Source organism: Thiocapsa marina 5811 (genome assembly GCF_000223985.1).
Lineage (GTDB): Bacteria > Pseudomonadota > Gammaproteobacteria > Chromatiales > Chromatiaceae > Thiocapsa > Thiocapsa marina.
In genome coordinates, this window is record NZ_AFWV01000005.1 from 270,960 (window position 1) to 295,238 (window position 24,279).

At 64.2% G+C, this 24,279-nt stretch carries 28 protein-coding genes and 1 tRNA gene; 9 read left to right on the plus strand and 20 right to left on the minus strand.

What is annotated here, in order from left to right; translation table 11 throughout:
* Nucleotides 1-93: 93 nt before the first annotated feature.
* Nucleotides 94-1,389 (minus strand): dicarboxylate/amino acid:cation symporter, encoded by a 1,296-nt coding sequence (locus THIMADRAFT_RS09005; RefSeq protein WP_007192704.1) that lies wholly within the window; start codon nt 1,387-1,389, stop codon nt 94-96.
* 246 nt (nt 1,390-1,635) lie between these two features.
* Between THIMADRAFT_RS09005 and THIMADRAFT_RS09010 the strand changes: the two genes are divergently transcribed.
* Both THIMADRAFT_RS09010 and THIMADRAFT_RS09015 read left to right on the plus strand, forming a co-directional pair.
* Nucleotides 1,636-1,971, plus strand: a complete 336-nt coding sequence (locus THIMADRAFT_RS09010) for a hypothetical protein (protein ID WP_007192705.1) — start codon at nt 1,636-1,638, stop codon at nt 1,969-1,971.
* A gap of 6 nt (nt 1,972-1,977) precedes the next feature.
* Nucleotides 1,978-2,346 carry a DUF4870 family protein gene (locus THIMADRAFT_RS09015; RefSeq protein ID WP_007192706.1) on the plus strand — a complete coding sequence of 123 codons (369 nt, stop codon included), beginning with the start codon at nt 1,978-1,980 and terminating at the stop codon, nt 2,344-2,346.
* 393 nt (nt 2,347-2,739) lie between these two features.
* Here the strand turns inward: THIMADRAFT_RS09015 and THIMADRAFT_RS09020 are convergent, their stop codons facing one another.
* Nucleotides 2,740-2,925: a hypothetical protein gene (locus THIMADRAFT_RS09020; protein WP_007192707.1), complete on the minus strand. Its 186-nt coding sequence runs from the start codon at nt 2,923-2,925 to the stop codon at nt 2,740-2,742.
* A 97-nt stretch (nt 2,926-3,022) separates the two neighbouring features.
* The gene (locus THIMADRAFT_RS09025) at nt 3,023-3,691 is read right to left on the minus strand and encodes a Bax inhibitor-1/YccA family protein (protein WP_007192708.1); all 669 of its coding nucleotides are present in this window, start codon (nt 3,689-3,691) and stop codon (nt 3,023-3,025) included.
* A gap of 206 nt (nt 3,692-3,897) precedes the next feature.
* On the opposite strand from THIMADRAFT_RS09025, the gene THIMADRAFT_RS09030 reads away from it, so the two are divergent.
* Nucleotides 3,898-3,987, plus strand: a tRNA-Ser gene (locus tag THIMADRAFT_RS09030).
* A gap of 351 nt (nt 3,988-4,338) precedes the next feature.
* On the opposite strand, the gene THIMADRAFT_RS09035 is transcribed toward THIMADRAFT_RS09030, so the two are convergent.
* The gene (locus THIMADRAFT_RS09035; RefSeq protein WP_007192709.1) at nt 4,339-4,728 is read right to left on the minus strand and encodes a phBC6A51 family helix-turn-helix protein; all 390 of its coding nucleotides are present in this window, start codon (nt 4,726-4,728) and stop codon (nt 4,339-4,341) included.
* Between the two features lie 286 nt (nt 4,729-5,014).
* Here THIMADRAFT_RS09035 and THIMADRAFT_RS27060 point away from each other — a divergent pair, with 286 nt between their 5' ends.
* The gene (locus THIMADRAFT_RS27060) at nt 5,015-5,158 is read left to right on the plus strand and encodes a hypothetical protein (protein WP_158308370.1); all 144 of its coding nucleotides are present in this window, start codon (nt 5,015-5,017) and stop codon (nt 5,156-5,158) included.
* A 185-nt stretch (nt 5,159-5,343) separates the two neighbouring features.
* Here THIMADRAFT_RS27060 and THIMADRAFT_RS24640 read toward each other — a convergent pair whose 3' ends face one another.
* The 12 genes from THIMADRAFT_RS24640 to hslO all read right to left on the minus strand — a co-directional run bounded on the left by THIMADRAFT_RS24640 (nt 5,344) and on the right by hslO (nt 18,227).
* Complete coding sequence (locus THIMADRAFT_RS24640; RefSeq protein WP_007192711.1) at nt 5,344-7,731, minus strand: DUF3987 domain-containing protein; 2,388 nt, start codon at nt 7,729-7,731, stop codon at nt 5,344-5,346.
* A gap of 9 nt (nt 7,732-7,740) precedes the next feature.
* Nucleotides 7,741-7,992: a helix-turn-helix transcriptional regulator gene (locus THIMADRAFT_RS28565; protein WP_407635147.1), complete on the minus strand. Its 252-nt coding sequence runs from the start codon at nt 7,990-7,992 to the stop codon at nt 7,741-7,743.
* Nucleotides 7,993-8,165: 173 nt separating this feature from the next.
* Nucleotides 8,166-8,672, minus strand: a complete 507-nt coding sequence (locus tag THIMADRAFT_RS09050; RefSeq protein ID WP_007192713.1) for a hypothetical protein — start codon at nt 8,670-8,672, stop codon at nt 8,166-8,168.
* Between the two features lie 139 nt (nt 8,673-8,811).
* On the minus strand, nt 8,812-10,026 hold the full coding sequence (locus THIMADRAFT_RS09055) for a tyrosine-type recombinase/integrase (protein WP_007192714.1): 1,215 nt from the start codon (nt 10,024-10,026) through the stop codon (nt 8,812-8,814).
* Between the two features lie 631 nt (nt 10,027-10,657).
* Nucleotides 10,658-11,326 (minus strand): YceH family protein, encoded by a 669-nt coding sequence (locus THIMADRAFT_RS09060; RefSeq protein WP_007192715.1) that lies wholly within the window; start codon nt 11,324-11,326, stop codon nt 10,658-10,660.
* Complete coding sequence (locus tag THIMADRAFT_RS09065) at nt 11,323-11,799, minus strand: bis(5'-nucleosyl)-tetraphosphatase (protein WP_007192716.1); 477 nt, start codon at nt 11,797-11,799, stop codon at nt 11,323-11,325. The genes THIMADRAFT_RS09060 and THIMADRAFT_RS09065 overlap by 4 nt, the downstream gene beginning before the upstream one ends.
* Nucleotides 11,796-14,204 carry a tRNA(Met) cytidine acetyltransferase TmcA gene (locus THIMADRAFT_RS09070; RefSeq protein ID WP_007192717.1) on the minus strand — a complete coding sequence of 803 codons (2,409 nt, stop codon included), beginning with the start codon at nt 14,202-14,204 and terminating at the stop codon, nt 11,796-11,798. Before THIMADRAFT_RS09070 ends, THIMADRAFT_RS09065 begins: the two co-directional genes overlap by 4 nt.
* 127 nt (nt 14,205-14,331) lie before the next feature.
* Nucleotides 14,332-15,096, minus strand: coding sequence for a protein-L-isoaspartate(D-aspartate) O-methyltransferase (locus THIMADRAFT_RS09075; RefSeq protein WP_007192718.1), 765 nt, complete (start codon nt 15,094-15,096; stop codon nt 14,332-14,334).
* Entirely contained in the window at nt 15,093-15,407 is a 315-nt protein-coding gene (locus tag THIMADRAFT_RS09080) for a hypothetical protein (protein WP_007192719.1), read from the minus strand. Before THIMADRAFT_RS09080 ends, THIMADRAFT_RS09075 begins: the two co-directional genes overlap by 4 nt.
* A 57-nt stretch (nt 15,408-15,464) precedes the next feature.
* Nucleotides 15,465-15,833, minus strand: a complete 369-nt coding sequence (locus tag THIMADRAFT_RS09085; protein WP_007192720.1) for an HIRAN domain-containing protein — start codon at nt 15,831-15,833, stop codon at nt 15,465-15,467.
* Between the two features lie 256 nt (nt 15,834-16,089).
* Nucleotides 16,090-17,337 (minus strand): NupC/NupG family nucleoside CNT transporter, encoded by a 1,248-nt coding sequence (locus THIMADRAFT_RS09090; protein ID WP_199484230.1) that lies wholly within the window; start codon nt 17,335-17,337, stop codon nt 16,090-16,092.
* Nucleotides 17,338-17,354: 17 nt separating this feature from the next.
* Nucleotides 17,355-18,227 carry an Hsp33 family molecular chaperone HslO gene (gene hslO, locus THIMADRAFT_RS09095; RefSeq protein WP_007192722.1) on the minus strand — a complete coding sequence of 291 codons (873 nt, stop codon included), beginning with the start codon at nt 18,225-18,227 and terminating at the stop codon, nt 17,355-17,357.
* 252 nt (nt 18,228-18,479) lie between these two features.
* Between hslO and THIMADRAFT_RS27065 the strand changes: the two genes are divergently transcribed.
* Complete coding sequence (locus tag THIMADRAFT_RS27065) at nt 18,480-18,650, plus strand: hypothetical protein (RefSeq protein WP_007192723.1); 171 nt, start codon at nt 18,480-18,482, stop codon at nt 18,648-18,650.
* Between the two features lie 56 nt (nt 18,651-18,706).
* Here the strand turns inward: THIMADRAFT_RS27065 and THIMADRAFT_RS09100 are convergent, their stop codons facing one another.
* Nucleotides 18,707-19,549, minus strand: coding sequence for a metallophosphoesterase family protein (locus THIMADRAFT_RS09100; protein ID WP_007192724.1), 843 nt, complete (start codon nt 19,547-19,549; stop codon nt 18,707-18,709).
* Nucleotides 19,550-19,794: 245 nt separating this feature from the next.
* Complete coding sequence (locus THIMADRAFT_RS09105) at nt 19,795-20,109, minus strand: MTH1187 family thiamine-binding protein (RefSeq protein WP_007192725.1); 315 nt, start codon at nt 20,107-20,109, stop codon at nt 19,795-19,797.
* 149 nt (nt 20,110-20,258) lie between these two features.
* Between THIMADRAFT_RS09105 and THIMADRAFT_RS09110 the strand changes: the two genes are divergently transcribed.
* The 3 genes from THIMADRAFT_RS09110 to THIMADRAFT_RS09120 all read left to right on the plus strand — a co-directional run bounded on the left by THIMADRAFT_RS09110 (nt 20,259) and on the right by THIMADRAFT_RS09120 (nt 21,542).
* Nucleotides 20,259-20,738, plus strand: coding sequence for a hypothetical protein (locus THIMADRAFT_RS09110; RefSeq protein WP_007192726.1), 480 nt, complete (start codon nt 20,259-20,261; stop codon nt 20,736-20,738).
* 229 nt (nt 20,739-20,967) lie between these two features.
* Nucleotides 20,968-21,258, plus strand: coding sequence for a DUF6489 family protein (locus tag THIMADRAFT_RS09115; protein ID WP_007192727.1), 291 nt, complete (start codon nt 20,968-20,970; stop codon nt 21,256-21,258).
* Nucleotides 21,259-21,287: 29 nt separating this feature from the next.
* Nucleotides 21,288-21,542, plus strand: a complete 255-nt coding sequence (locus THIMADRAFT_RS09120) for a hypothetical protein (RefSeq protein ID WP_007192728.1) — start codon at nt 21,288-21,290, stop codon at nt 21,540-21,542.
* 117 nt (nt 21,543-21,659) lie between these two features.
* Here THIMADRAFT_RS09120 and purN read toward each other — a convergent pair whose 3' ends face one another.
* Both purN and purM read right to left on the minus strand, forming a co-directional pair.
* Entirely contained in the window at nt 21,660-22,322 is a 663-nt protein-coding gene (gene purN, locus THIMADRAFT_RS09125; protein ID WP_007192729.1) for a phosphoribosylglycinamide formyltransferase, read from the minus strand.
* Nucleotides 22,315-23,388, minus strand: a complete 1,074-nt coding sequence (gene purM / locus THIMADRAFT_RS09130) for a phosphoribosylformylglycinamidine cyclo-ligase (protein WP_007192730.1) — start codon at nt 23,386-23,388, stop codon at nt 22,315-22,317. Before purM ends, purN begins: the two co-directional genes overlap by 8 nt.
* 305 nt (nt 23,389-23,693) lie before the next feature.
* On the opposite strand from purM, the gene THIMADRAFT_RS09135 reads away from it, so the two are divergent.
* Nucleotides 23,694-24,251 carry a CDP-alcohol phosphatidyltransferase family protein gene (locus tag THIMADRAFT_RS09135; RefSeq protein WP_007192731.1) on the plus strand — a complete coding sequence of 186 codons (558 nt, stop codon included), beginning with the start codon at nt 23,694-23,696 and terminating at the stop codon, nt 24,249-24,251.
* The last annotated feature ends 28 nt before the right edge of the window (nt 24,252-24,279 follow it).

The following is a 24,279-nucleotide window of genomic DNA, read 5'->3' on the forward strand; positions in this document are numbered from 1 at the left end:
TATCGTCATTCCGTTGTCCCTGATCGGGAAACCGTCCCGTCCCCCTGCGCCGAGCCGCGATGAGGTCATCGCGGCTCGGGGCGCAGAGGCAGACTAGGCCCTGGCCGGGATCGGCCCGTCTTGCTCGAGGATTCCGGTTTCGCCTTCGCTCTTTGCGATGATGACGGCACCGCAGGAATCGCTGAAGACATTCACCGAGGTGCGCATCATGTCGAGGATTCGGTCGACCGCCAGGATCAGGCCGATTCCTTCCAACGGCAGGCCGACGGCGGACAGGATGATGGCGATGGCAACGAGGCTGGCGGCCGGGATACCGGCCACGCCGATCGATGTCAAGAGGGCCAGGATCACGATCATGAACTGAGTTGCGAGGCCGAGTTCGATGCCGTAGGCCTGTGCGATGAACATGACGGCGACGCATTCATAGAGCGCTGTCCCGTCCATATTCACGGTTGCGCCCAAGGGCAGCACGAAGCTCGAGGTCCGGTTGGAGACACCCGCGTTCTTCTCGACGCATTCCATCGTGAGCGGGAGCGTCGCCGAGGAGGAGGCGGTCGAGAAGGCCGTGAGCAGCGCGGCACCCATGGCGCGATAGTGACGACTCGGCTTCACGCCCCCGACGAGCAGGAGCAGCAGAGGCAGCGTCACGAAGAAATGGATGCCGAGCGCGATCACCACGCTGAAGAAGAAGAGCGCAAGCGGGCCGAATGCCTCCAGCCCGGTGTCCGTGACCGTCTTGGCGACGAGGGCGAAGACACCGATGGGCGCGAAGCGCATCACCAGCTCGGTGATCTTCATCATCACCTCGAAGACGCCGTTCCAGAAGTCGAGCTGGGTCTGTGCGAGGTTGCCGTTCAGGCGGGTGATGAAGAAGCCGTAAAGGAGACTGAAGAAGATCAGCCCGAGCATCTGGCCCGCCGCGGCCGCCGCGACGATGTTTGTCGGCACCATCCGAAGAAAGATCTCGACGATGTCGGCGGCGCCCTTGTCGGCGAATTGTGCCTCGAGCTCGCCCTTGCTGGCCGACAGCCCGAAGACATCCTCGGCCGAGCCTTCCACCATACCCGGCTGAATGATATTGACGACCAACAAACCCACGACGATGGCGAAGAGGCTCGTCATCGCATAGTAGCCGATGGTCTTGCCCCCGAGCCGCCCGAGATTGCTCGAGTCGCCGATTCCTGCGACCCCGACGATGATCGAGGACACGATCAGGGGTACAATCAACATCTTCAGGGCGTTGAGGAACAGCGTACCCAGGAAGTCGAAGATGGCGTAAAGAGTAACCCCGAAGATCCCGGTATCGCGTTCGATCAGCAGCCCGATCAGGATCGCCAGCACCAGGGCGATCAGGATCTGCCAGTGGAGCTTCATTTTGAGAACGGACATCGGCGTCTCCGAATGGCTCTGAGGTGATCCGTCACGCGGCGCTGCGCAGAGCGTGTGATTGCCGGATCCCGCATCCGCGCGGAAGTGCTCGGCGAATCGAATTCGCCTTAGGTCGAGCCGCCTCGGTGTGCGCCTCGGGTGGGCGCGAGGAGGCTTTCGAGCGACCGCGGATTCCGGCACATCTTATGCGCTACGCCGTGTCGAGACCAGACCGTCACAGCACACAGAGAGCGAACAACGACAGCCATGCACTATCGCGTCTACTACTTATTCGAGCGTTCGGGGGAGTCGGTCTCGTCGGCGAGTGCGCTGGAGGTGAGCAGCCGGGAGATCCGCGAGCAGCTGTTGCCTCGCCTGCAACATGAAGACGATTATCTCGGGATCATCGATCACGCCGACAACACCCTGCAGATCCTGCGGGAGCCGGGTTCCATCCGTTATTGGGTCGAGCTGCCGATCGATGCGGCCAAGGCCTCTTACGGTCGGCACATGGATCTGGAAGAGGTGGATCGGCTCATCCGGGAGCTGCCGTCGGTCTTCGATCGCGAAGCCATCCCCGGCCTTCAATATCGCCCCTGGTGAGCCTCGATGGATGAATCGACCCACAAGGTCCAACCCGTTTCGGCCGGGCCCGACACGACCGACCCACTCAAGACGACGACCGGCTTCGTCTATCTCATGCAGGCCCTGTCGTTTATTCTGGGCGTGACATCGGTCATCGGCGTCGTCGTGAACTATCTCCGTCTTGCCGAGGTGCGGGGCACTTGGCTCGAATCCCATTTCGTGTGGCAGATCAGAACCTTTTGGTTCCAGCTTTTGTGGGGCCTCGTCGGCCTGGCGACGAGCGTGTTTTTGATCGGCTTCCTGGTCTGGGGCGTCGTGTACTTCTGGACGCTCTATCGGGTTGTCAAGGGCTGGCTCAATTTGGCGGAAGAGCGCCCCATGTATGCCGACTGAACCGAGTCTCGGGTGACCTCCGCAATCTTCTCGCGTGCCGTCGGCGCCGCGTCCGCCGATTGGCGTCGGAGCGGACGCGGTTCAGATGATTTCAGCGATTGAGGGAACGCGGGGCGCGGAACGCCGGACCCGTGGGAGTCCGGCTCCGCAGCGATTCACCAAGAGCCGAAGGGCGGCTGAGTGAGATTGCCGACGCCTGCAATCGCGGCGCGCGTTTTTTACGCAACCGGCCGGTGGCCCGTAGGGTGGACAAGCGCAGCGCAGTCCACCAACGCCGGCGCGGGATTCGGTGGACTTCGCTCTCGCTCGTCCACCCTACAGTGCTCGTCCACCCGGCCGGTCGGGTGAGGGAAGAGAGCGGTGTGGCTGATGGGCCAGGCCCGTCAAGGTGGTTCAGCGCACGGCCAAGATCAGCAGCACAACCAGTGCGGCGACCGCTCCGAGCGGCAAGATGGCCGCCTGCCAATCCCCTTTTTCCGCCTTCGGGCCGTTCTCCTGCCAGTGTTTGTAGGCCGGCCAAAGATAGAACAGCATCAAGACGAGCACCGCTGCAGCGGCGATCTTCAGCGCGAGATCCATGGAATCCTCTCCTTGCCCCGAGCGGGGGTCGTGTCGAGAGCCCAAACAAAAACCCCGGCACTCGGCCGGGGTTCGTGCCCGAAACGGGGCGAACCGATCAGTCGTCGCCCATGATTCCGAGGATCTGCAACAGGCTGATGAAGATGTTGAAGATCGAGAGATAGATCCCGTAGGTGGCCATGATGTAGTTGGTTTCTTCGCCCCGCGCGATGCGGCTGGTGTCGAACAGGATGAAACCGCTCATCAGGAGAATGATGGCCGAGGAGATCGACAGCGAAAGCGCCGGCATCTGAAGGAACAGATTCGCCACGACCGCCAGGATGACGACCATCATGCCGGCGAAGATGAAGCCGCCCATGAAGCTGAAGTCACGCTTGCTGGTCAGGGCATAGCCGGACAGGCCCAGGAAGATTGCCGCGGTTCCGCCGAACGCCAAGCCGACGGTTTGCGGGCCGTTCGGTAGGGCCAGGTACATGGAAAGGATCGAGCCTAGGCCGAACCCCAGCAGTCCGGTGACGAGGAAAATGACGCCGATGCCCTTCGACGAGTTGGCCGTCCGCGGAAGCACGAAGATGCCCATCAGCATCGCGACGATCACCGAAACCAGGTACATCCAGCTCGGCACGGCGAGGGCGATCGATATCATCGCCGTGAAGGCGCTGAAGCCCAGTGTGGCGGCGAGCAGCAGATAGGTGTTCTTGAGCACCTTGTTGGTCGAGATGACCGACTGCGAGCTGCGTGGGATGGAAAAGTCAGTGTTGGCCATTGGTGTGGTCACTCCGGTTACGAGTAGTTCAAACTGCCGAGTGTGACTCGGCGACAAGATCCGAGTTCCCGAAGCATACCTGATGGAGTCGCTTGCGCAAGCATCAAGGCGGTTGGGTCCGGCGTAGACATGCGCTATCCTTCTCCGGCCTCGGATCGACGCTCGATCCGGGGCCGTGCCGCAGTGTTGCGCGGGACGGTCAATTCGGAGAGGTGGCTGAGCGGTCGAAAGCGGCGGTCTTGAAAACCGTTGAGGGTTTATCCCCTCCGTGGGTTCGAATCCCACTCTCTCCGCCATACCGATTTTCAACACGCTGTAAACCTTCACGTTTTTTCATCCGCTAGGCGATTCGCCCCACACTTCGCCCCACACTGCGACACGGGTAGGCCCGTTTTCGACCCTTCTCGACCTCTTTTCGAGCCGATGAGCGGTCGGACCTCCATCCCGTGACGTGACGCCATTTCCGACCGAGCGCGGCCTCGACCGAGCGCCGGGTCGCAGTGCAGATGCTTCGGAAGATTCGAGCGGTCGCGGAGCCGATTTCGAGCGGTCGGTGCAAGAAACATTGAGCCATGCAAAAACCGGAAAACGGGAACATACCGGCGCGTCGAATTTCCCCCGGTTTTCGGGTGGGTGGTAGGGTCCCCTCAGCCCGCGTGATTTGTGTCGCCCGAGTCGACCTCTGCGGTCTGCGCCGATGCCTTCATCATCCTGGTGATGCCGCTGGCGTTGAGGAGCGCGATGGCGGCCCGGAGCTTGATGTTCGGGTCATGCCGGTAGCTGAGCATTTCGTCGATCACGTCGAGCGATCTGTGGAGCAGCTCCGCCATTCTGCCGACGATTTCCTGATGTGCCTCTGCGGTGATGGATTGCACCAGCGCCGCGAACGCCGGCTTTCTCCTCCATCTGCTGACGGTACTCTCATCGACGCCGGCCTCATCGGCCACGTCGCACGCCTTGCAGCCTTGCGCGAGCAGGTGAGCCGCGCGAATCTGCGCCTCGGTCAATCCAGTGTCGATGTCGACCGGCTCGGTCATGACGGACCCTCCATTGCAAGATTCAACAAACGCCGGAATTTTCTCGCACTACAGAAATGGCGCGGCCCGAAACAGTGGCGCGCGATTCTCACCAGGAGGACCCATGCCTTCATGAGACCGCACAAGCGCCATTGTGAGCCGCTGCCGCCTGGTACTCGCCGCATCGGATAGCCGCGTCGGACCACGGCCATAACGAGCCTGCCCTGCGGCTTGCCGGTGCATCGACGCGACATCGACCGAGACCGCCGACCGGATTGATCGGGTTGCGCTCGAAGGCGTCGCAGGTGTGACAGACAACGACCTCGACGACGCCCTCCTCGACGACGACATCCTCGGTGATGACGACGACCGGCTCCTCCTCCTCGACGACCTCCTCCGCGTCGGGATGCCACACCCGGACCTCCGACTCGGTGATCGGTGGCGTGAATGAGTGACTGATCCAGCCGTCCGGGTGCCGGACCATCCATAGCCGACGACGTTCTATGACAGCGACAGTTGCGACAGTTGCGACAGTTGCGCCTGTTTCGCCCTCAAGTGTCGCAGGTGTCGCGGGTGTCACCGTCATAACTGCGTTGTCGCAGCGATGGACGCGCCGCTTCATCAAATCCGCGAGACTCATGTGAGGACCTCCGCGCGGACCCTGATCAGCTTGCGCTTGCCCTCGGTGATCTCCCGGACCCGACCCGCCTCCGCCAGCTCCCGGAGCGCCGGATCAAGCGCCTCTCGACGCCGCAGTGTCGACGGGATGATGAGCCGCTGCACCTCACGACGCGCGACCGTATCGACGCCGTGCTGACGACAATGGCCGATGAGCCAGGATTCGAGCCGCTGCGCCTGTAGGACCGGCTCGGGAACCGCCAGCTCGGTGAAGAATCGCCGTGCCTCATGGAGATGCCACGCCGCAAGCATGGTGCCGCTCTCCATCGCGTAGGCGTCGATGGTGCCGCTGTCGCCATTCTCGAAGACATGGAACAGCGCCGCCAGCCGAGCCGCGTTGTCTGCGACCTTCGACGCCACGTCGCGGACTTCGTACAGCTCACCGTCGGGTCGTAGCTCCGCCTCGACCGCATTGTGGAACTCGACCCATATCTCCTTCGCCTCGCGCGACAGCTTCAGTGCGATGGGATCGAGTTGACCGTCTTCGGTGATCGAGACATGAGCGCGGAGGATGCCTCCGAGCCGACCCTGAAACCGGGTGAGTGCCGGCCATGCCGCCGGCTCCTCCCGGTACATGCGCTGGCCTTGCGTGCTCTGCGGCCACGCCACGAGGAACCGAGCCAGGAACCCGGTACCGCGCGCCAGCGCGCCGGAGGACTCGAAGAAGGACCGCAGTGTCTGAGGCTGGATCATGAGACCGAGCGTCAGACGAGCGCCTCTCAGGGTGAAGGACTCCGATGTCTTCCGACCGATATCCAGGGTGCCGCCGTCCCATAGCACGTTGAGCTGTGCCAGATTGCGGACGATGGAATCCTTACCCATGCCGTGCGACCCGAAGATGACACCCGCCTCGGAGGACAGGACACCCGCCGCCGGCCATTGCTTGTGCATGACATAGGCAAGGTTCTCGGGAGTGTCGTCGAGCCGCAGCAGCTTCTGCACGCGCGGTGCCTCCGGCTTTTGACGATAGGTCGACTCCAGATCAGCGCGGAGTGCATCGACCGACTTGCCGGCCTTCTTCGCCTGTCGAATCGCGTCGGACAATCCCGAGCATTCCGACTCCCATGAGCGCATATCCGCCTGGTGCTTCTGCACCTCCGGCCTTGCCGCGCGTGCCGCCTCGATATCGGCGGATTCGATGATGCCGCTGAAGAACTTATCGCAGCTCGTTTTGCGCTCTCCCGAGTCTGCGATGACCAGCCCGTATAGGCCGACCGGACCCGATAGCCGTGTCGAGCGCTGCACATCGACGCGGGTCTGTATCGCCGTCGAGACCGCCGTGAGCGCCGATGTCGCCACAAGCGCGGTCGGTGCCTGGTTGTATTGCTGCACCTCCTCGACCGCCTCACGGATCAGCTTAGGGAGCGCGTCGAGCGGATAGGGTTCCGGCGGTACCGATTGACCGATCGGGAGCAGCTCCGGCCATGACGAGGCAATACCGAGCCGCTCCTCCAGATCGCGCGCTGTGCGATGTGTGCAATGGCCGTGCTGACATTTGAATGCCGCACCTTGATAGCCGCCGGTGTGTGCCGGGTAATAGACCGTCGATGTCGGTGTCGACGCTGTGGTGTGCTCCTCCGACCATGGACAGGTGAGAAACCATCCTCCGCCGGTCTTCTCCTTCAGCAGTAGGCCCTCTCGACGCAGCGCCTCGACAACGACATCATCATCGGGTGACGGTGCATCGGTGTGCCGATCATTGATGACCGTCGGGAATGCCGCCTTGATAGCCGCCGCCGGATAATCGAGAAACCGCTCCACGTGAATGAGTCGGACCCGATACGGGATATCGGTCTTGTGATGATCGAACCCAGGTAGCCGCATGACACGAGGTAGATCGTTCGGTGCCGGGTCGGAGCCGAGCGCCGTGATCAATGCCTTCTGCGTCGGAGTAAAGGCGTCGAGCGACATCCCCTCGGTGAGCCAGTAAGCATGGTGCTTGCCGGGACTCGACTCCACGACGATGTGAGGCTCCAGAGGATACTTTGCCGGTGCCGGCCTGGTCTTCGGCGGGTCGAAGTCTGCGAAGACGGCCCGGACACGGACGATGTTCTCCTCCTTGCGCGCCGTGCCGTCCGTCTCGTTGACGGTGACGAAGACCCCGGCTCCCTGGTCATTCAGACGCGACAGGGCATCGAAGACATCATCAATCGAGCCGTGAATGGTGCGAGCCAGCTCTCCGCGCCGACCTTTATCGTCGAAGGTCTGGAATGTGAAGACCTCCGCCTCGGAGTCGAGCGCGTCGAGAAACCGGGTAGCCTCGGTGATAGAATGAGTGCCTGAAGAAACACCCTCTGAGCCGCGATCCGATGCCGAGTCGGACGCGGTTTTTTGTTGTGCGAACATATCGACCCCCTATGCCGCGTTGTCGCGGGAGTCGATCTGGCGTTTCTGCCAGTCCCGGATTTCATCCTCCGGCCATACTGCGCAGCGTGCCGAAAGTTTAACGGGTCGCGGGAATTGACCTAGACCGATGCGCTTGTAGAGCGCGCTTTTTTGCAGTCCAGCGAGCGCGAGGACTTGCGGTAATCGAAGAAACGAGCCAGACATACGACAACCTCCATCATGGATAGGAACCCCCTTTTTTCCATTGTTGCCTCCGGTCATTGAGCGCCCGATGCGTGCCGAGCGACCTATTTCAATCAACCATACCACGGCGGATATCTAAACGCCGATACGGATAAAAAGCGCCCGATTCTGAGCAGCATTGACACATTCGGTGAAGTCGAATAGGCGATGTTTCATGTGGAACGTCGACCGAATCAGCCGATGCAGCAATTTCAATCAAGCGCCGCCCGCCAGCCCTTGAGGAGCTTCTGCACATTGCTCACGGCGGGAGCGCGACCGACCATAGCCTTGATGGCGTCGACAATCTCCCGGCTCGTTATGCCCGCATCGGCCATACCGACCGCCATGCGCTGCACCTCGATCGGGTAGGAGCGCCGGCTTTTCGGCTCGGGAGTCGGCTCGGGTGTCGTTGTCACTGTGACGCTCGACACTGGCGGATCAGCTGGCGGATATCCGCGCCTTGTCACTGTGACATCTGGCGGCTCGACCGGGATGATCTTCACGTGCCTGCCGAGTCGATGGAGCAGCTCGACCACGATGCCCTCGATAGGAGCGGTCTGCCGCGCACGGTAGGCGATCGGGAGCGCCTCTAAGAGCGCGGTGTCGGGTGCCGTGCGGATGTCGTCATCGTCGAGACCATAGGCCAGGGAGCGCGCACGCTGGCGGAGCGCCGCCTGTCGTTGTGCGGAGGTGGTTTTCGGTGCCTTCGGGTCGGTCATGATGGTTGTCACTGTGACAGGAAAGGAACCCTGATTCTGTCACTGTGACGGGAAAGGTCAAGCGAGGAGCGCCTAGCGGCCTTGTGAGCCGCTGGCGGGTCGGATGATGCGGATACCGGCTCGGTGCCGGGAGCGCGGCCTAGCCTGTCTGACGTGACGACAGGTCGATAACCGTTGCCGGCGGACGGGTGCAGAAGGATGACCAGTCGGTCATGAGCTTGCGCCGCTTCGTGAACAGGTCGCCGCGCGCATAGGCTGCCTCGGTCTTGTCGCCGTTCACATGAGCAAGCGCCGCCTCTGCGACCTCGCGAGGATAGGATGAGACCTCGCCGCACCAGTCGCGGAAAGAGGAGCGGAACCCATGTGGTACTGCTGCCGACTTCGCGCCGCCGACGCCGTGACCCATGCCGCGCATGATCTGTAAGAGCGCCATGTTCGACAGCGGTCGACCGGCCCGCGCACCAGGGAAGATGTACGGGTTGCCTTCGATTCGCGGGAGCGCGCGGAGGATGTCGAGCGCGGCCTCGGTGAGCGGAACCCTATGCTCGCGACCGGCCTTCATCCGGTCTGCGGGAACCGTCCACACTGCCGACTCGATGTCGACCTCGGACCATTGAGCGCCTAGGACCTCTCCCGTGCGACACGCCGTCAGGATGGCGAATCGAAGCGCGGAGGAGGAGATGCTCGGGTTGCTACTCAGCTCCATCATGAAAGACGGGAGCGCCGGCCATGGCATCGCCGGGTGATGCTGCACCTTCGAGACCTTCGTCGGTTTCGGGAGCAGGTGATCCAGATGGCCACGCCAGCGCGCCGGGTTGCTGGCGTCTCGATACTTGCGAGCTGCGCACCAGTCGAGAATGTTCTCCATGCGACCCTGAACCCGCTTCGCCGTCTCGGTCTTCCGCGTCCAGATCGGTGACAGGACCGCGAGAATATCCTCGGTGCCGATGCTGTCGACCGGCTTCGAGCCGATGATGGGTCGAGCATAGGTCTTCATGGTCGCGCACCATTGCCGCTGGTGCTTGCGATTCTTCCAGCCGTGCCGGTGGCTGCGTATGTACTGAGCCGCCGCAGACGTGAAGGTCGGGACCGTCTTCTCCTCCATCATGAGGTGATCAAGCGGGTCGATACCGGCTCGCACCAGCGCCCGCGCCGCCGCCGCTTTCTCGCGTGCCGCCGCGAGCGAGACATCGGCCATGTTGCCGAGTGCCATGTCGCGCCGCTTGCCGTTGAGCTGATACCGCAGATACCAGGATCGTGAGCCGGTCTTGCTCACTGCCAGGATGAGACCCTCGCCGTCACTGTGACGACCCGGTTTCGCTGTTGCTGCCGTGCGTGCCGAGAGATTGCCCATGTCATGCTCCATGTCGTTGTCACTGTGACAGGCTAGGCGGGTCGCCCCACACCTCGCCCCACACTCAGACATGGATTGTAGCGGATGACTGCGGAAGACGTGAGACTTAAACCCTTGATGAATTAGGCAGGTTGTGACCCATGCGGAACCATGCGGATGACCTATCAGCGGACTCTCTCTCCGCCATATTTTTCAGTACGTTACTTGTTTTTCTACGCTCGGCGCCGCCCGCTGCCGACCTGGTCCTTCTCGAATCCTGCGCCACACGTCTGCGTCGTCCCCCGTCTCTGCATGGCGTGCTCCCTTTGAGCGCCCGACACGGCAGGGTTTAAAGCCTCGATTTATTCGAGCAATCGAGCCAAAAAACCGAGAATCGCGCGGCACCCAAAGGTTGCCGATCCTGCTCGCCGAGATGACGGGTTAAACCGCGCCCGGTGCGGTATGCGTTGTGTGTTGGGTTGGTTTGGGCGCGCCGGCTCCGACAACTGTCGGAGCCGGCGCGGTTTAACAGATTCAAAAATAGTAAATCCTAAACCGCGTCACGACGAAGGTCGGAAAAATCCTCGAGCCCGACACAACATGAAAATGACGCATTTCACTCTGGACGCGGTTTAGCGCTGCGCGTCCGCGCTCAGCGCTGATCCTCGAGCCCGGTCAGTGACCAGAGCCTGTCGATCTGTGCACGCAGCTCCGCGACCTCGGCCTCCAGGGCGTCGATCCGGGCGCTGCGGGTCGGCTCGCTGCTCGACGCCTGCGCGGATTCCGGCATGTCCTCGATCTTCGGTCGTCCGCACAGCAGGTGCGCGTAGCGCTCCTCGCGTTTGCCCGGCTGGCGCGGCAGCTCGACGACGAGCGGGCGGTCGCGCTTGGCCATGCCGTGCAACGTGGCGGTGACCTGATCGAGATCCTTGAAGTCGGCCAGGCGTGCGGTATTGGTGCGCAGCTCGCCGGTCGTCTGTGGGCCGCGCAACATCAGGGCGCACAGCAAGGCATGCTCTTCTCGGCTCAGCAGGAAGGTGCCGACGATCTTGTGGTCGTAGCGCTCGGTGCGGCCCGAAAGACTGGCGTAGATGAGTCCGCGGTCGCGCAGTAGATTGACCACGTGGCCGACCTCGCCGGGGGTCATGTTCATGACCGGATGGCGGGCGCTCTTTTGATTGCAGGCGCTTACCAGGCTGTTCAGTGTCAAGGGGTATTGGTCGGGCGTGGTGCGCTGCTTCTCCATGAGGCAGCCCAGGACGCGTGCTTCCGCCGGAGTCAGCATGGCGTCGGAGGTTTCGGGGTCGTGCTCGATCGTCATGCTTGGCGGTCCTCTGGTGGTCGGTTGAGGGATTCGGCGGCCGGGGCCCCGGGCGATTCGCCGATGCGTCGCACGGCCCAGTCCAGGACGGCGCCTACGCGGTCGTTCAGGAGCGTACGCGCCTCAGCCTCGGTGGCCCAGCGAAACTCCTGGTGCTCGGGAAACCCCAGTTGCGGGTTGATCCCGAGCGCTACATCGCCGCGCGATGTCTCGGCCAGATAATACCGCGCGACCTTGCCGCGACCGTAGGGCGGTGTTTCGACGAAAGATGACCCCCAACGGAAATCCAGGTCGATGAGACCTGTCTCCTCGGCGACCTCGCGCCGTGCGGCGCTCAACGGGTCTTCGCCTGGCTCGGTCTCGCCCTTGGGGAAATCCCAGTAGCTGTAGCAGCGCAGAATCAGGAACCGTCTCTCGGATCCGATTCGACGGACCGGAACGACACCGGCGGAGAGGATCAGTCGGCGTTTCATTCGGCGCGCTCGCGTCGTGCAGATCGCGATGGAAGCCATGCAGACGACGCGTCTTGCGTGGCTGTTGCGCGGGATGGGGTCTCGCTTGGGACGAACCGCAACGCATCTGCTGCGCGTCGGATGCGAGCGGTGAGCGCGTCGCGACCGTTCGCACCGAAACGGCTCGCCAACTCGGCCGGACCATGGAGCTGGCGGGCGGCTGCGATCAAGAGCGCCGCGTCGTCGTCCGCGATACCTCCGGCCCGCAGACAGGCCCCGAGTCGGCGCCGCACGCGCTCGGCGAGGATCGGGAGGGTGGCGTCCAGTGAGCGATAGCCGTCGATGAATCCGTTCAGCTCTCGATCGTCCATCGTGTCTCGACACGCGCTCGAAGACGGCTCGCCGGAGTCCGACAAGGGCGGCGCTGTGCGGATTGCGGCGACGAAGGCGGCGACGGTGACGGGATCGACTGTGCGCAGCGGACCGGCCAGCAGCACCGGGAGGCGGGATTCCAGGCGTGCCTCGGCCGCCGCGGCAAAGCGCTGACCGCGTGCGTCGAGACGGCGCAGCACGACGAGCGCGTGCTCGCCGCTTGCGGCATTCCGGCTGGTGCCGATCTGTGCCGGACGAAAGCCGCAGCGGTCCCAGAAGCGGATCAATTCGGGCGTCGCGCCGAAGCTGGCGCCGAGGAGATCGACGCCCTCGGCGCGAGCGTCGCGCGCGAGCCGGCGCAGCAGTCTGCGCCCGAGACCGCGGCGTGCAAGCGCCGGATGGACGGCGATGCGGATCACCCGCAGGTAACGCAGGGCAGGGGCCTCGGCGAGTCCGGCATGGGTGGATAGGGTCTGGGGGAGCAGGTGGCCGCGCGGACGGCGTCGCCCCATGAAGATCGCCTCGCGCAAAACGGGGTCGGCGAAGCCGCCTTCTTCAGCGACGATGAGGGCGGCGAGGACATGGCTGCGCCATCGCAGCGCGTAGATGCGGACATTCGGGCCGTCCAGCAGCATGCGCAGATCCATCGGCCGGGTTTGGTAGTGGGCCAGGACGAGCAGGCCGAAGAGCTCGCGCAGGGTCTTCTCGTCGTGGATCAAGGCGTCGCGGTCCAAGCGCTCGCAGTGGATCTCGGCGGGGTCGACTGCGCTCGGCTCCTCCACCGGGGCGGGTGCGGCATCGAGCAGCAGTGCGCGGAAGGTCAGGGCTTCGAGCGGGTCACCGTCCGCCCAGCGAATCGGTGTCTCGAGCGTGATCTCGCGCCAACTCGGGGTGAGCCGATCCAGCGTGGCGCGGAACCGCACGTCGAAACCGCGTCCCGTGCCCTCGTAGCCGTGGACCGTGGTTGCGAAGACGACGCGCGGGTAACCGGCGAGCAGGGTCTCGAGGATGGGCGCGGGGATGCCGGCGGCCTCGTCGATCAGAAGCAGATCGGCCGCCGGCGTTTGCGCGGCGAGATCGGCGGGGGAGACGAATGCGAGTGAGCCCGCTGCATGAGCGTGACCGGCTCCATCTGTCGTCGGTGGCGCCGTCGGGCCCGGTGTCGTCCCGGTCTCTACATCCGGGGCGGAGGCTCGAGCATGACCACCCAGTGCGGCTGCCGCGTGCTTGAAAAGCGCGTCGGCTGCCGAGCGGCGCGGTGCGGTCACGAGAATGCGGAGCGGTCGCTCGCCTAGAAGTCGGCCGGCGGCAAGGCCCAGGGCGGCACTCTTGCCGCGTCCGCGGTGTGCCCGGATGACGAGCGGGCGGCGTGCGCGGCCATGCGCGAGCGCGAGGATGGCCGCGATGGCGTGATCCTGGTCCGATGTGGCGGGTTCGGCGGGGTTCGGGTCGCTGGCTGTGGCGGGCCGCCCGGGGTCGTTCGGCGCCGGCGCGACGCACGCGTCCTCCGAAATGAGCCTCTGGGCGATCGATAGGCTCTCTAAATCAGCCTGTTCAAGCCGGATCAGACCTGGCTCGGACCCGAGAAGCCTGGCAAGCCGGCGCAGGAAGCGTCCGCCGACGGAGGCTGCCGTATTCGGCCAAACAGCGATGCGCTCGGCCTGCGGGTCGACGAGATCAGGCCAGTCGGCCAACGGCGGGGTCAAGAGCAACAGGAGACCGCCTCCACGGATCGCTCCGGTCGCCGCGCCGAAACCATCCGGGTCGAAGCCGCTGTGGGCGTCATAAACCAAGAGATCGAGATCGCTGCCGAGCAGCCGGTCCGCTGCCCGCAGCGCAAGGGCGCCGTCGGCCAGGGATCGCTCGGTCAGCCAGGTCGGAACCTGATCCGCGAGCGCGGCGACGCAACGCCGCGCAAGGTTTGCAGTCCAGTGCGCATCACCGCTCAACAGCAAGGTCGCGCGATGACCGGCGCCTTGTGCCTGTCGCTGCAGTGTGCGGACGAGGGTTTCGAGGGTGTCGTCATGCAAGCGCGCGAGGGTCTCTTCAGACACGGATCCGCCGGGACGGATAGGGCCACGGCCTCCCTGTCCTGTTGTTCCTCGGCGGCAGACACCGGATCCATTCCGGATCAGGGATGCCGATGCTCGCGCGAGGATGAAGGCCCGGTATCGGCATCGCTCAGTCGCCCAAGGGCCCGGTCACCGGCACGAAACGCACCGGCAGGAGGTCACGGCGTCGCAGGTTGCCGTCCTCGTCCTTGTCGAAGATCGCGAGCTGTTGGACGCCATGGGTCTCGCCGATCGGCATCACCAGACGGCCGCCGGGTTTGAGCTGATCGATCAGCTGCTCCGGAATGACGGGCGCGGCGGCGGTCAGGATGATGCCGTCGAACGGAGCGGCCTCGGGCCAGCCGAGCCAGCCGTCGCCGGCGCGGACTTGAACCTGCGGGTAACCCGCGGTCTCGAGATTCGTGCGCGCGCGCTCGGCCAGCTCCGGGACGATCTCGACCGAATAGACCTCGACCCCCATGTCGGCCAGCACGGCGGCCTGATAACCGGACCCGGTGCCCAGCTCGAAGACGCGGTCGCCGGGGCCGACGTCGAGCAGCTGACTCATGATGGCGACGATGTAGGGCTGAGAGATGGTCTGCCCGCCGCCGATCGGCAAGGGGTGATTGGCATAGGCCAAGGCGCGTTGGGCGTTCGGCACGAAGGCGTGGCGAGGCACCCGAAGCATGGCCTCGGCGACGCGAGGATCGAGCCGCGCGAAACCCAGCTCCGGGGCAGTCATGCGGACCTCGGCCTCGATCTTCTCGACGAGTCGTTGACGTTCCGCGGTCATATCGTGTTCCGATGCGCAGGCGTTGAGCGGCGTGAGCAGGCAGAAACCGACGGCGATGAGTAGCCCCCCGAGCGGACGGAAAGGGCTTCGGCGGTCGGTCACTTGAACAGATCCTCCGCGGCACGTTTCAGCGACTCCGGGTCGGCGGGCGCGCTCGGAGTCTCGCCGGGTTGCAGCGCGGGCGATCGCAACAAAGGCTGGAACCAGTCGCAGAAGTTGGCCCGATCCTTCGCAACGACGCGATCCACCATGGGCTCCCGGCACTCGTTCGGCCGTCCGGGCGCGTAATGCCGGCAGTTGCGACAGCAGTAGGTCGGCTTTTCGCAACCCGGGCAGCGCAGCTCGCGCCCGTAATCGAGCTTAGTCAGTCCTTGTCCGCAATTCCAGCAATGTCCTCTGATCTCCTCGCCCATGATGCGCCTCGGTCAGCCGGTGTACCGGCATGAAACTAATCGCCGAGGTTCGCAACGTCAATGCATCAAGATCTCGATCTGCAACCGCTGGTCGTGGTCGGCCTCCGGTGCGAGGCGTCGGATGCGGGCGCTCAAGCGGCGCTGTCGCGCCAGCAGCCGGGCAACGACCAGGTTTTCGCCGCGTGGAAGATAACCCAGCATGTGGCCCTGCCAATGGATGGCCACGGCATCGCCGTCGTGGGGGTTGTCGCGCTCGGCGCTCAGGGTCAGGGGTGAGCCGGCCCGCAGTGCGGGCAGGAAGGCCGGCGCCTCGTGGTGGCGGAAACCCGCAAGGCGACTGCGCTGAATGACCAGATGACGGCCGATAATGGTCTCGTCGAGAGAGGGCTCGGGGGCGTTCGTTGCAGATCGTTGCCGATTGGACATTGGGGTCGCCTCATGGATCCGTTGAGCATGATCCTAAACAGGTGGGTGGCTCAAATGGTGAGCCACCCAGGTGTTTTTCTGTGTCCGGAGGGTTGCGGATCCGATCGATCCTCGACATCGGCGTTGCATCGGCCGAGTCGTTTTTGGGGGAGGTTGCGCCGAAGACAGGGAGCGCAAAACCCCTGTGTCGACGGGTTGCGGCTCGCGCCGCGGGGCACGACCTGCGGGGCTGCGTTGCAACCGAGACGAGCGCTCCTCAGAGAATCAGGGCCACGACCGCGCCCGTCGATAGCGTTGCCATGGTCCCGGCGAGGATCGACTTCAGTCCCAGGGCGACGATCTCGTCGCGGCGTTCCGGGGCCATGGCCCCGAGACCGCCGATCATGATGCCGAGGCTCCCGAGATTGGCGAATCCGCAGAGTGCGTAGGTCATGATCAGCCGGCTTCGCTCGCTGAGCTCGGCACTCGCGGTGCCGGCCAGCTCCAGGTAGGCGATCAATTCGTTGAGGATGGTCTTGATGCCCATCAGGGAGCCGGCGACCTGCGCCTCGGACCAGGGGATGCCGATCAGCCAGGCGACCGGCGCCATCACCCAACCGAGGAGGCGCTGTGCGGTCAAGGGCTCGCCGGCGACCGTCGGCAGCAGACCCAGCATCTGGTTGACGAGACTCACCAGCGCGACCATCACGATCAACATCGCCAGGATGTTGAGCCAGAGCGGGATGGCGTCGAGTGTGCCGCGCGTGATGGCGTCCATGCTGCTGCGCGACGTGCTCGGGATGGCGACGATCGCACGGTCCGCCGCGTCCGGATGCTCCGGCACCAGAACCCCGGCGATCATCAAGGCCGCGGGTGCGCTGATCAGGGATGCGGTCAGGATATGCCCCATTGCGTTCGGCACGGTGTCGGACAGGATGCCGGCATAGAGCACCATGACGGTCCCCGCGACGGTCGCCATGCCGCAGGTCATGAGCGCGAAGAGTGCCGAACGCGAAAGACCCGCCAAGTAGGGCCGGATCAAGAGGGGCGCCTCGGTCATGCCGACGAAGACGTTCGCCGCCGCCCCCAGCCCCAGCGCCCCGCCGGTGCCCATGGTCCGTCGCAACAGCCAGGCGAAACCGTGCACCAGAAGCGGCAGCACGCGCCAATAAAAGAGCAAGGCGGAGAGCGCGCTCATCACCAGGATCAGCGGGAGCGCCTGGAAGGCGAGCACGAAGCTGTTTTGCGGATAGCGCGTCTCGAAGGGCGCCGCGCCGCCGCCGAGAAAACCGAAGACCAGCTCGGTGCCGGCTTGAGTGGCGCGCTGCACGGCCAACACCAGATCGGTCATCGACAGGAAGACGGCTTGGGCGAACGGCAGCTTCAACAGCAGAAGGGCGAGCCCGATCTGCAGGGCCAGGCCCGCGAGGACCAGGCGCAGGCTGACGGCGCGACGCCGCTCGCTTGCGAGCCAGGCCAGACCGAGGATCACGCCCAGCCCGAGCAAGGGCTGCAAGGTGCTCAGCATGATTGCGGGCCGGATCAGTGCTGCGAGGGGGAGGGCTCGTGGCGTGTCAGCTCGGCAAAGAGCTGTTTGGCGTCGACCGCGTCGAAGGCGTAGTTGCGGTTACAGAACTCGCAGGTGACGCTGATCGCGCCCTGCTCGGCGATGATGTCGTCCACCTCGGCAGGGCCGAGGAGCTTGAGTGTCTCCTCGATGCGGGTGCGCGAGCAGCCGCACCGAAAGGCGATCGGCTCGGGCTCGAAGAGCCGAATCGACTCCTCGTTGAAGAGCCGATACAGCAGATCGCCGGCGGATTGGCCGGTCAGCTCCTCGCGTGTCAGGGTACCCGCAAGCATCCCGATCCGCGCCCAATCGTCATCGCTCAAACCCTCGCCGGGGAGGCGCTGCAGCAGCAGCCCGGCGGCACGGTTCTCTCCGGCGGTGAGCCAGAGTCGCGTCGGGAGCTGCTCGGAGTCCACGAAATAACGCTCGATCGCCGCCGAGAGATCCGCACCTTCCAACGGCACGATCCCCTGATAGGGTTCCGCCCCGCTGCGCTCGATCGTCAACGCCAGATGGCCCTCGCCGAACCGGGCCGCGAGAGTCCCCGCGACGGGCACCTCGCCGTCCCAGCGGGCAAGCCCGCGCACCTTGTGCTCGTGAGTCGCCTGAGCAACCAGGGTGCGGATGGGGCCTTTACCTTGCGCTTGCAGGATCAGGGAGCCTTCGAATTTGATCGTCGAGGCAAGCAAGGTGACGGCGGCGAGTGACTCGCCGAGCGGATCGCGAACCGCGTCCGGGTAGGGATGTGCACCCAGCACGGCACGCCAGGTCGCATCCAGGTGGACCAGGTTGCCGCGAATCCCGATGTTCTCGAAGGTGAAGCGGTAAAGACGGTCCGAGTCGCTCATCCGGTACTCCAAAGGGCTCACTGTGGCTCTGTTACATCTTGTTGCAATTTGTCATCGATCGAGGCGTGTGTCCGATCCGCAGCGTCGGATTCTCCTGAACGCCCTTATCGCGCTTGATGTCTCTTATAGTTTCAATCTGTTACATGGGCTGTGCAGGTCGGTTTCAGGCGTTTTGGGAGGCTCGGCGAGGCTTGCAACTATTTAAGCAAAGACTAATATTAGAGCCAACGATGTAGCTAAAAGGAAACAATCATGATGCCTCTTATCCTAAGTCTGATCACGGCAACCTTCTTCTTGGCCTTGGCCGGCACAACCTACGGAGCCGAAGCGCTCGTGACCGACGCCTGGATCCCGATGGTGTTTTTAGGTCTGCTCGGATCCGGGATCACCGTCTTCATCCTGAGCGAGCAGGCGAAGCAGTGACCGCGATACGATCCGTCGAACCCCGGTGCGCCTCGGCGCACCGACGCCCGATCGGCTCAGCCTTGACCTGAATCCCGAAGGAATTCCTCGACAGCCTCCGAAAGGTCGCGTTCTCCCGCGAGCACGGCCGGCTCGAAACCCCGCCTCCAGTAGGGCATCAACAGACGCGCCTGACGCCACTCCTCGAAGAGGATGCGCGCCAAGGGTCCGCCTTCCTCGATGAAGCCCGAATCGCGAAAATCCCGCTCCGCGCGCGCACGGTCGTAGTCGAATCGGACGATCTGCGAGGTCCAACGCCCCCGACGCTCTTCGAGCAAGGCGTAGCTCCCGCGCGTGTCGCCGTCGAAGGGCGAGCCGACCGAGCCGACGTTCAGGATGGGCGTACCGTCCAGCTCGCGGTGCAGCGGTCGATGGGTGTGTGCCGTTACGAACAGGGCGACGTCCACCGGCAGGTTGCCGCGGATGTCCTCGTCCGAAACCCCGGCCGAGATGCCGAAGCGGTTCCCGGCCATGGTCCCGTGCGTGACGTGCACCCAGCTTGAATCGCTCTCTCCGTGGAAACAGAGATGATCCGGCCAGCCGTCGAGTGCCGAGAGGCGCTCGCGCACCTGCTCGTAGGTCCAGTCGGCGAAGCGCCGCATCTGTCCTTCCAGCTCCGTGCGCGGCGGCTCCTGAGCGCAGCGCAGGATCCAAGCCTCGTGGTTGCCCTTCACCGGCAACCAGCCGCGTGTGCGGCGCAGCTCGTCGAACAGCTCGACGCAGGCAAGGCTGCTCGGCCCGCGGTTGACCAGGTCCCCGTCCATCACGACCAGATCCGGATCCCAGTCGAGGATCCGCTCGACCGCGACCTCCATCGCCGGCAGGTTGGCTTGAACATCGGAAAAGATCGCAACCTTCATGATCGGGGGGTCCCGTGTTAAACCGCGTCCCGTGCGGTCTGCGTCGTTTCGAGTGGGTGGCCGGTGCGGCAATCCGCTGAGATGATGGCGTCGACGCGGTTTAAGTATTGAATTCGTAAATTTTTAAGTGCATGGCGCTTCGAAGAGTAGAGATTCCTGAACCGCGTCCAGCTCCGTCCGCCGATCGCGACCACCGAACGCATCCGCTCCGCGAATCTCTGCCGATCGCGCCGGACGGACGCGGTTCAGCAGGCGACCTCGCCGATCTGCTTGCGTACCGAATCCACCTTTCCGTCCAGACGCCCGCCCTGACCTTTGCGGATGTCGAGCTTTGCCGTCGCATAGATGCGCTCGCAGCCCAGTGCAGCGAGGATCTCATGGGCGCGCTCGATCAAGGCGAGCGCCTCGGCCAAGGTGTCCGTCTCGACGACGGTACCCATCGGCGAGAGTCTATAGTCGTGGCCACTGTCGCGGATCATGGCGATGACGGGGGCGACGAAACCGCTCAGGCCGGAACCACGATCAACCGGAAAGATACTCAGATCGAGCAAAACGGACATGATAAAACCTTGAGAATGCGCGTGGCTCGGCCGTGTGCCGAGGCATGGAAGCCGAACGAGGATTGCCCTGCGGCGGACCGAAACTATAGACTGATCGTCATTAAACGCCCTGCATCAGCCGGGAACAAGTCGACTGCACAGGATTCGCAATGGCTACCCAGACCGATACCGAAACCCCGAGCGATGCCGCCGAGCCGGATTGGGAAACCCCCTTATCCTTGACCTTAACCCCGTCACTCCTCATCCACTCCTTAATGGGGACGGCCAGCGCGGTCCACACCGGTTGGACCAGTTGTGTCGACGACTCCCTGGTGCTCTCGGATCTGGTCTCGATGGAGGATCGGGCCGGCAACTATATCCGACTCGCCGAGCAGGAGTTCGTCGAGGACGATCAGCCCGGCACCGTCTGGCACGATTGGACGCTCGAGGTGCGTATCGGCACCGTGCTGACCACAGGGCACTGGCAGTTCCCCGTGACCGCGCACCCCTCGGAGTGGGAGTGGAACGCACGCGAGGCCGGCCGTGCATTCGAGCGTGCCTGTTTGTTGGTCGGGCGTCGGGTGCGCCGAACAATGGCCGTCGAGGATCCGGCGCCGACCGATTCGGTCCCGCGCGCCAGCAGGCACTAGTGCAGCACATTAGAAATCCCGAGGCCGTTCGTTGTCGTTGTCCTCCCGATGGTCGATGACGACAACGACAAGGGTCTCGGACGGTGTCGAAATCTCCGCGCTGCGCAGCGAGTCGCATGCGCCGCGGGCCAGGTGTCGTTGCGATGCGGCTTGCTTAGGTTCTCGTCATCGTCCAGAGTGATCGGGCAGGCGGGGCACGGCGCCGCGCCGCGCGACTAAGGAGAGAGGCATGAAGATCAGTGTCGATGTCGAGATGACGCCCGAAGAGATGCGCAAGCTGTTCGGCTTGCCGGACGTCGAGGCCTTTCAGCGCCAGTTGATGGACGACATTCGCGAGCGCATGGTCGCCGGCACCGAGGGTTACGACCCGATCAAGCTGTTCCAGCCCTACGTGACCGGAACCATGGCCTCGTGGGACATGTTCCAGAAGATGCTCACGAATGCGGCGAGCATGTCCTCCGGCGGAACGGGCTCGAGCAGCACAGGCTCGGACGTCGAGTCCTCGCCGCGACGAAAATAGTCCGCACGACAACGCGCAGGAGATGACGAATGGTTCATCGGTTGCTGATCCTCGGCTGCAGGACCATGCGCGACGGGGTCGTCGTTTCCGCGATCTTCTTCGTCGCGGCCCTGTTGCTCTTCATGGCCGTGCGCTTCGTTCTGCCCGATCTGGCCTACCTTCAGCAGATCGTCTTGTTCTTCGCGCTCGTGCTCATCATCCTCGCGCCGGTCGTGCTCGTGTCGACCTTTCTCTTGTCGGTCATCCCGGGCGCTCGCGAGAAGCTCGAGAAGTGTGAGCATTGAACCGCGCCCGGCGCGGTAGGCGATGTTTTTGGATGGGATCGGCGCCGGAAGACTTGACGAGCGCTGGAGTCGGCGCGGTTTAAGATATTAAAAAATATAGTATTCCAAAAAATCGCCTCAACCGGCCGCGGCATCGATCACGATCGGCGCCATCAGCGGCCCGCCGTCCAGCCAAGGCCGGCCATCCGGTCCCAATCGCAGGCGCCCTTGCGCGAACCAGCCGAGGGCCCGCGGATAGATGATGTGCTCTAGCGTGAGCACCCGTTGCGCCAGTGTCGCGGCGTCCTCGCCGGGACGGACCGCCAGTCGAGCCTGCAGGACGACGGGTCCGCCGTCGAGCTCGGGTGTGACGAAGTGGACGCTGGCGCCATGCTCGCGCTCATCGGCATCCAATGCGCGCTGATGGGTCTGAAGCCCCCGGAATTTGGGAAGGAGCGACGGGTGGATGTTGAGCATTCGCCCGGCATAGTGCTCGACGAAAGCGGGCGTGAGGATGCGCATGAAGCCGGCCAAGACGACCAAGCCGGGCGCGTAGCGGTCGATCAGGGTACGCAGATCGGCCTCGTAGGGCTCGCGCCCCGTGTAGTCGCGATGGTCCAGCACCTCGGCCGGGATGCCCGCACCTCGTGCCCGTTCCAGGCCAAACGCATCGGCGCGGTTGCTGATGACGGCGACAATCTCGAAAGCCCCGCCGTTTGCCGCTGCGTCCATCAACGCTTGCAGGTTACTGCCGCTGCCCGAGATCAGTGCGACGACGCGCAGCCGTCCGCCCTCAGGCATGCGCGGCCTCGCCGACATAGCGTACCGACGCGCATCCTTGCCCCGCTTCGACCTGTCCGATCACCCGCGCCTCCTCTCCGCCGGCGCGCAGCAGCGCGAGCGCCTGGGCGAGATCGCCCGCATCGACGGCAACCACCATCCCGATCCCGCAGTTGAAGGTCCGCAGCATCTCGGCATCGTCGATACCGCCCTTGGACTGGAGCCAGTCGAAGACCGCCGGGCGCGCCCAGCTCGCGAGATCCAGGACGGCGCGCGTGCCGTCCGGCAGCACCCGTGGCAGGTTCTCGGTCAATCCGCCGCCCGTGATGTGGGCGAGAGCGTGCACCTTGATGGCGCGTGTCAAAGGCAGAACGGACCTCACGTAGATGCGGGTCGGAGCCAACAGTCGCTCGCCGAGGCTGATCCCGTCCAGGTCCTCGCCGAGATTCGCGGTACTGACCTCGATGACCTTGCGGATCAGCGAGTAACCGTTGGAGTGCGGACCGGACGAGGCGAGCCCGATCAAGACGTCGCCCGGTCGAATCCGGTCCGGGACGATGAGATCCGCCTTCTCCGCGATCCCGACACAGAAGCCTGCGAGATCGTAGTCGCCCGCGCTGTAGATGCCGGGCATCTCGGCCGTCTCCCCCCCGGTCAAGGCGCAGCCGGCGAGCTCGCAGCCCCGCGCGATACCCGAGACGACGGATGTTGCGACCTCGACATCGAGCTGGCCGGTGGCGTAGTAATCGAGAAAGAACAAGGGCTCGGCGCCGCTCACCAGGATGTCGTTCGCGCACATGGCGACTAGGTCGATGCCGATGGTGTCGTGCCGACCCAGGTCGATCGCGAGTTTGAGCTTGGTGCCCACGCCGTCCGTTCCCGAAACCAGGACGGGCTGCCGATAATCGGAGAGCGGGAGCTCGAAGAGCGCCCCGAATCCGCCGAGACCGGTGATGACGCCGGGCCGAGCGGTGGCGGCGGCGAGCGGTTTGATGCGCTCGACCAGCCTGGCGCCGGCGTCGATGTCGACTCCTGCGTCGCGATAACTGAGGGATGGCGATGAGGACGGGGCTGAATCCTGCGTCACGCTTTGGCTCCAAGGGACGTGTTGACCCGCTATTCTATACCGAGCGCGCATGGGTTTTTCGGAAAGCAGGTGGGTCTCGTCGCTCGACCTAAGGTTGGAACCGGGCGGTCTCAACGTGCTCGCCCCGGGGCAGGCACTCAGGACGGCATTGCAGTGCGCGTCGATCGAGGACGGCACTGTCCTTACAATCCGCGGATCAAAGACAAGATCCCGTACGCTCGTCTTGGACAGACGCCACGGACCCGACTAGCATCAACCGGACAGGCATCAAGGTTTGGCGCCGCCCCGGCGATCGGAGTGTGTACGTGCAGCTCAGGGATCTTCCGAACATCATCAGCGTCCTGCGACTCCTCGCGGTCGCACCCGTCATGTACCTGCTTCTCAGCGAAGAGTATGGATGGGCCCTGGTCCTATTCGCTGCGGCGGGTGCGTCCGACGGCCTGGATGGCTATCTCGCGAAGCGCTTCGATTGGCGCTCGCGTCTGGGCGGGATCCTGGATCCGCTCGCGGATAAGGCGTTGCTGGTCGGGTGTTTTCTGATCCTGGGTTGGGAGGGGCTGGTCCCGGCCTGGCTCGTGATCGCGGTGATCCTGCGGGATCTCGTGATCGTCTCGGGGGCCGTCGTCTACAACTACCGCGTCGAGGCGGTCGAGGCCGCGCCCCTGCCGATCAGCAAGCTCAATACCGTGCTTCAGATCTTGCTCGTGGTGATGGTGATCATGGCTGCGGGACCATTCAGCCTTCCGGGAGGACTGATCGAGACGATGATCTGGGCCTGTTTCGTGACCGTCGTCGTCAGCGGCGCTCAGTATGTCTGGATCTGGAGCCGCAAGGCTCGGCTGCGCGGTTGGCGGGAGCATTGATGCTTTTTCGAAAACGACTTTAAGGACG

What these genes read in the sequence shown, in the direction of transcription:
- THIMADRAFT_RS09005 (WP_007192704.1), bottom strand. Translation starts at nt 1,389, where the DNA reads ATGTCCGTTCTCAAAATGAAGCTCCACTGGCAGATCCTGATCGCCCTG.
- THIMADRAFT_RS09010 (WP_007192705.1), top strand. Translation starts at nt 1,636, where the DNA reads ATGCACTATCGCGTCTACTACTTATTCGAGCGTTCGGGGGAGTCGGTC.
- THIMADRAFT_RS09015 (WP_007192706.1), top strand. Translation starts at nt 1,978, where the DNA reads ATGGATGAATCGACCCACAAGGTCCAACCCGTTTCGGCCGGGCCCGAC.
- THIMADRAFT_RS09020 (WP_007192707.1), bottom strand. Translation starts at nt 2,925, where the DNA reads ATGGATCTCGCGCTGAAGATCGCCGCTGCAGCGGTGCTCGTCTTGATG.
- THIMADRAFT_RS09025 (WP_007192708.1), bottom strand. Translation starts at nt 3,691, where the DNA reads ATGGCCAACACTGACTTTTCCATCCCACGCAGCTCGCAGTCGGTCATC.
- THIMADRAFT_RS09035 (WP_007192709.1), bottom strand. Translation starts at nt 4,728, where the DNA reads ATGACCGAGCCGGTCGACATCGACACTGGATTGACCGAGGCGCAGATT.
- THIMADRAFT_RS24640 (WP_007192711.1), bottom strand. Translation starts at nt 7,731, where the DNA reads ATGTTCGCACAACAAAAAACCGCGTCCGACTCGGCATCGGATCGCGGC.
- THIMADRAFT_RS28565 (WP_407635147.1), bottom strand. Translation starts at nt 7,992, where the DNA reads ATGACCGGAGGCAACAATGGAAAAAAGGGGGTTCCTATCCATGATGGA.
- THIMADRAFT_RS09050 (WP_007192713.1), bottom strand. Translation starts at nt 8,672, where the DNA reads ATGACCGACCCGAAGGCACCGAAAACCACCTCCGCACAACGACAGGCG.
- THIMADRAFT_RS09055 (WP_007192714.1), bottom strand. Translation starts at nt 10,026, where the DNA reads ATGGGCAATCTCTCGGCACGCACGGCAGCAACAGCGAAACCGGGTCGT.
- THIMADRAFT_RS09060 (WP_007192715.1), bottom strand. Translation starts at nt 11,326, where the DNA reads ATGACGATCGAGCACGACCCCGAAACCTCCGACGCCATGCTGACTCCG.
- THIMADRAFT_RS09065 (WP_007192716.1), bottom strand. Translation starts at nt 11,799, where the DNA reads ATGAAACGCCGACTGATCCTCTCCGCCGGTGTCGTTCCGGTCCGTCGA.
- THIMADRAFT_RS09080 (WP_007192719.1), bottom strand. Translation starts at nt 15,407, where the DNA reads ATGGGCGAGGAGATCAGAGGACATTGCTGGAATTGCGGACAAGGACTG.
- THIMADRAFT_RS09085 (WP_007192720.1), bottom strand. Translation starts at nt 15,833, where the DNA reads ATGTCCAATCGGCAACGATCTGCAACGAACGCCCCCGAGCCCTCTCTC.
- hslO (WP_007192722.1), bottom strand. Translation starts at nt 18,227, where the DNA reads ATGAGCGACTCGGACCGTCTTTACCGCTTCACCTTCGAGAACATCGGG.
- THIMADRAFT_RS27065 (WP_007192723.1), top strand. Translation starts at nt 18,480, where the DNA reads ATGATGCCTCTTATCCTAAGTCTGATCACGGCAACCTTCTTCTTGGCC.
- THIMADRAFT_RS09100 (WP_007192724.1), bottom strand. Translation starts at nt 19,549, where the DNA reads ATGAAGGTTGCGATCTTTTCCGATGTTCAAGCCAACCTGCCGGCGATG.
- THIMADRAFT_RS09105 (WP_007192725.1), bottom strand. Translation starts at nt 20,109, where the DNA reads ATGTCCGTTTTGCTCGATCTGAGTATCTTTCCGGTTGATCGTGGTTCC.
- THIMADRAFT_RS09110 (WP_007192726.1), top strand. Translation starts at nt 20,259, where the DNA reads ATGGCTACCCAGACCGATACCGAAACCCCGAGCGATGCCGCCGAGCCG.
- THIMADRAFT_RS09115 (WP_007192727.1), top strand. Translation starts at nt 20,968, where the DNA reads ATGAAGATCAGTGTCGATGTCGAGATGACGCCCGAAGAGATGCGCAAG.
- THIMADRAFT_RS09120 (WP_007192728.1), top strand. Translation starts at nt 21,288, where the DNA reads ATGGTTCATCGGTTGCTGATCCTCGGCTGCAGGACCATGCGCGACGGG.
- purN (WP_007192729.1), bottom strand. Translation starts at nt 22,322, where the DNA reads ATGCCTGAGGGCGGACGGCTGCGCGTCGTCGCACTGATCTCGGGCAGC.